At 72.7% G+C, this 3,938-nt stretch carries 4 protein-coding genes and 1 pseudogene; 4 read left to right on the plus strand and 1 reads right to left on the minus strand.

The features are described 5' to 3' along the window. Window positions 1-243: pseudogene (locus EYA84_RS28245) on the minus strand (hypothetical protein); the annotation flags it as partial. Window positions 244-842: 599 nt separating this feature from the next. On the opposite strand from EYA84_RS28245, the gene EYA84_RS28250 reads away from it, so the two are divergent. From EYA84_RS28250 to EYA84_RS28265, 4 genes are all read left to right on the plus strand, one after another. Further along, the gene (locus EYA84_RS28250) at window positions 843-1,415 is read left to right on the plus strand and encodes a hypothetical protein (protein WP_131056958.1); all 573 of its coding nucleotides are present in this window, start codon (window positions 843-845) and stop codon (window positions 1,413-1,415) included. Window positions 1,416-1,480: 65 nt separating this feature from the next. Next, entirely contained in the window at window positions 1,481-2,383 is a 903-nt protein-coding gene (locus EYA84_RS28255; RefSeq protein WP_131056963.1) for a hypothetical protein, read from the plus strand. Then, entirely contained in the window at window positions 2,380-3,048 is a 669-nt protein-coding gene (locus tag EYA84_RS28260; RefSeq protein ID WP_131056960.1) for an SAF domain-containing protein, read from the plus strand. The genes EYA84_RS28255 and EYA84_RS28260 overlap by 4 nt, the downstream gene beginning before the upstream one ends. Before the next feature lie 2 nt (window positions 3,049-3,050). Further along, window positions 3,051-3,851, plus strand: a complete 801-nt coding sequence (locus tag EYA84_RS28265) for a ParA family protein (protein WP_131056961.1) — start codon at window positions 3,051-3,053, stop codon at window positions 3,849-3,851. The last annotated feature ends 87 nt before the right edge of the window (window positions 3,852-3,938 follow it).

Raw genomic sequence — 3,938 nt, forward strand, 5'->3', positions numbered from 1 at the left:
CGGTCCGAGCGCAGGCCACGGCCGGGCCAGGCTGATCGGGGCACCGCAGGCGTCGCAGCCGGCCCGGCTACCGACCTCGGCGGGTACGGCGAAGCGCGCGATCGCGTACCGCATCAGTGGGGTGATCGCCAGCGCGGCCAGGAGGCGCGGGCCCGGCCGGCGGGTGGTGGAGGCGTCCGACGGTGGCCGGTGGTCGGCCGGTGCCCGCTCGCGGACCGGCGGGCTCGGGTCGTGCCGGCTCATGCGGCAGACTGCCCGGTCGAGCCCACCACGGACCGTAGTGTGTCCACTCGGATCGGGTGGTGGCACGAATGTCGGGCCGGGACTCCTCCGGCTCTCGCGGAGTGTCGGCCGAAACGCGCCGGAGAGACTGATGCAATTCCCATGGAATGCAATTGGCGCGAACCCGGGCCCGATATGACCGGGGACAGATCGGACCACATGCCATTTCCCGCCACATGACGAACGGCTGATCGACCGCTCCACGAACGACGGAACGGCGTGGCCGATCGCCCGCGCCCGGCCGACGCTCCGAGCGTCGCGACCGACGCCCGCAACCTACCGGTAACCACCCGACACCACCACCATCCATGACTCAGCGTGTTCGGTTGAATTGCCTCTGTCGCATCGGCCGGCATCAGCTTATGCTCGCCCCTTGGACGCGGCGCAACCCATGTCCACGGGGGCATCACCAGCCAGGCAGTGCATTTCTAGAGATTCAAACAGGTAAATGCGGCTGCGATTCGGGCAGGACCGGGGAACGCCCCTCCGGTCGCACTACCGCACGCCTGGGAAACGCCGGCGACGGCGGTCGCCGGATCAGCACCGAGGAGGGCACGAAGGTGCGAGCACGGCAGCTCAGTCGCTGGACGGCCGGTCTGGTCGCGGTGGCGGCAGTCGGCACGACCACCGCCTGCGGTGGCGCTCAGGAAGCGACCACCGCGACAGCGTCCGAGCGACGCGGGACACCGACCGACGCGCAACGGGTGGCCGAGGAGAAGGCCGCCGAGAAGGCTGCGCTGGCGGCCTACACCGGCTATCTCACCGCCTCCCGTACGGCGAGCCTGCACAGCGACCCGCAGCACCCGGAGTTGACCCGCTTCCTCGGTGACCCGCTGCTGACCCGGGTCCGGCTGAGTCTGCGCAAGGCCCGCGACAACGATGCGGTCAGCGTCGGCACGATCCGCTCCGATCCCACGGTGATCTCGGTCAACCTGGACGCCGCACCACCCACCGTGGAGATCCAGGACTGTCTCGACGCGACCGGCTACCGGCTGGTCTACCGCTCCGACGGGAAGAAGACGGTGCCCGGGACCCGGGGCTCCCGGCACCTGGCCACCGCCACCGCGATGCGCTACCCCGACGGTCGCTGGCTGATCAGCGCCGGTGCCGCCCACCGGGACCAGCCGTGCTGACCGCGCGAGTCGGCAGGACCCGCCGATCCCGGGAGGCCACCGGGCTCACGCAGCCCCCTGGTCGGCTGGTCCGCCGCGCGCTGCTCGGCAGCGTCCTGGCCCTGCTGCTGACCACCGGGCCGGGGGTGCCGGCGCACGCCGACCCCGGCGCCGAGTGCCCGCCCGCCCAGCCGAACTGCAACGTCTGGGACGACGACCCCGGCACCCCCGGCAACGGTGGCAACAACGGTGGCGGCGGCAACAACGGCGGTAACAACGGGGGCGGTGGCAGTGGCGTCTGCCAGTGGAACGGACGCACCATCCCCTGCTACGACGACGATCTGGGCTGGTTCAACAGCAACGACGGTTGCTACTACAAGCTCGCGGAGCCGCAGCCGGAGGCCGACGAGGGGTACCTGTGGTACACCCGCGCCTGCAACGGCGGTGACCTCGGCTCGGTGGTGACCGTCCAACTGCCGGAGGCGCCACCCGGCTTCGGGGCCCCGCCGGACCCGGAGGAGTTGGCCCGCCGGGCGTTCGCCTCGATCAGCCTCGTCGCTCCCCGGGCCAGGGTCGCCCCCCGTAAGAGCATCGGCCCCGGCCTGGTCGGCCTGCCCGTCTGGATGTGGGCGGAACGCGGCCCCAATCAGTTCGGCCCACTGACCGCCTCCGCCTCGGACCGGGGCCTGACGGTGAGCATCCGCGCCGAGGTCGACAGGGTCGTCTGGGACATGGGCAACGGCGTCGAGGTCACCTGCAGGGGCCCGGGCACCGCGTACGACCGGGGCGGCCGGCACGCCGGCAAGCAGTCCCCCGACTGCGGCTACGACAGCGGTTACCCGAGAGCCGACACGTACGAGGTGCAGGCGACGACGCACTGGAACGTCACGTGGGAGGGCGGCGACCGGAGCGGCACCATCCCCGGCGTCACCCGCACCACCGGTGTGGTCGAGATCCAGATCAACGAGCTTCAGGTGGTGACCCGATGAGCGTGGCGACCCGCAACGGCAACCCTTCGGTGGACGCGCCGGTCGCCCCACCCCGGGTGGTCCGGCAGCGCCGGGTACGCCCCGGCCTGCTCGGCCTGGCCGTCCTGCTGATCGCCCTCGGCGGGCTGGGTTCGGCCTTCGCGATCACCTCGGTCCGCGCCACCGGCAGTTACCTGGCCGTGGCGCAGACCGTCGAGGTGGGCAGCGTGATCGGCGCGGACGACCTGGTGGCCGTGCAGGTGGCCGGTGGACAGGGGCTCGACCCGGTGCCGTCCGGCCGGCTCGCCGAGGTGATCGGGATGCGGGCCGCCGTCTCGCTCGCCCCGGGGACGCTGCTGACCATGGCCCAGCTCACCGACGACCCGCTGCTCGGCCCCGGGCAGCAGCAGCTCGCCCTCGGGCTGCGCGCGGCCCAGGTCCCCGCGCCGAAGCTCCGCCCCGGCGACCAGGTCCTGCTGGTGAGCACCCCGAACAACGACGGCAACAGCAGCGGCGGCTCGTCGTCGAGCGCCACCCGGTTCACCGCCACCGTCACCGACGCGGTCAGCACCGAGGGCCGGGACGAGGTCGTGGTCTATCTGGCACTCGCCGTTCGGGACGTACCGGCGGTGGTGGCGCTGGCCGCTCAGGATCGGATCGCGGTCGTGCTGACCAAGGCGGCCTGAGCATGGCGATCATCGCGCTGGTCTCGGCCAAGGGCTCGCCGGGGGTGACCACCACCGCGTTGGCTTGCGCGTTGAGCTGGCATCGACGGCTGGTGCTGGCCGAGTGCGACCCGGCCGGCGGCTCGGTGCTCGCCGGCTACCTCGGCGGTGCGCTCGACGGCCCCCGGGGCATCGGCGAACTGGCCGTCGGCGAGCTGCGCGACGGCAGCCTGGAGTCGACGTTCTGGTCGCAACTCGTCGACCTGGACGCACCCCGACGCGAGCGGCTGCTGCTGCCCGGCGTCGTCGACCCGGCCCAGGCCGGCAGCGTCATCCCGCTCTGGCAGCGGTTCGCCGACTACTTCGGCGGGCTGGAGCACGGCGACCCGCCGTACGACGTGCTGGTCGACTGTGGACGGCTGCACGTGGTCGGCACCCCGTGGCCGCTGCTGCGTGCCGCATCGGTGGTGCTGGTGGTGAGCCGGGCACAACTGCCCGACCTCTCCGGCACCCGCGCGATGCTCCAGACCATCGAACGGGACTTCGCCGAGCACCGGGTGCAGCCCGGCACACTCCGGCTGCTGCTGGTCGGCGGTGGCCACGGCAAGACCGAGGTCAGCAAGGCGTTGCACACACCGGTCATCGCCCGGTTGCCGCACGATCCGCGTACCGCCGAGGTGCTCAGCCTGGGCGGCACCGTCCGGGCGTCCCGGCCGTTGCTGCGCGCGGCCCGTGGCCTCGAGGTGCCGGTCGGCGCGCTGCTGGAACGGCGGCGGGCCCGGTTGGCGTGGCCGGTGCCCCAGGGGGTGCCGGATGCGATTTGAGCCGGTCTCGTCGGACCCCCGCCGGTTACCACCCGGCGCCACCTCGATCGCGCCCCCGCTGCCGCCGGTCAACGGGCGGCAGCATCC

It is taken from the genome of Verrucosispora sp. SN26_14.1 (assembly GCF_004307965.1).
Taxonomy (GTDB): Bacteria; Actinomycetota; Actinomycetes; order Mycobacteriales; family Micromonosporaceae; genus Micromonospora.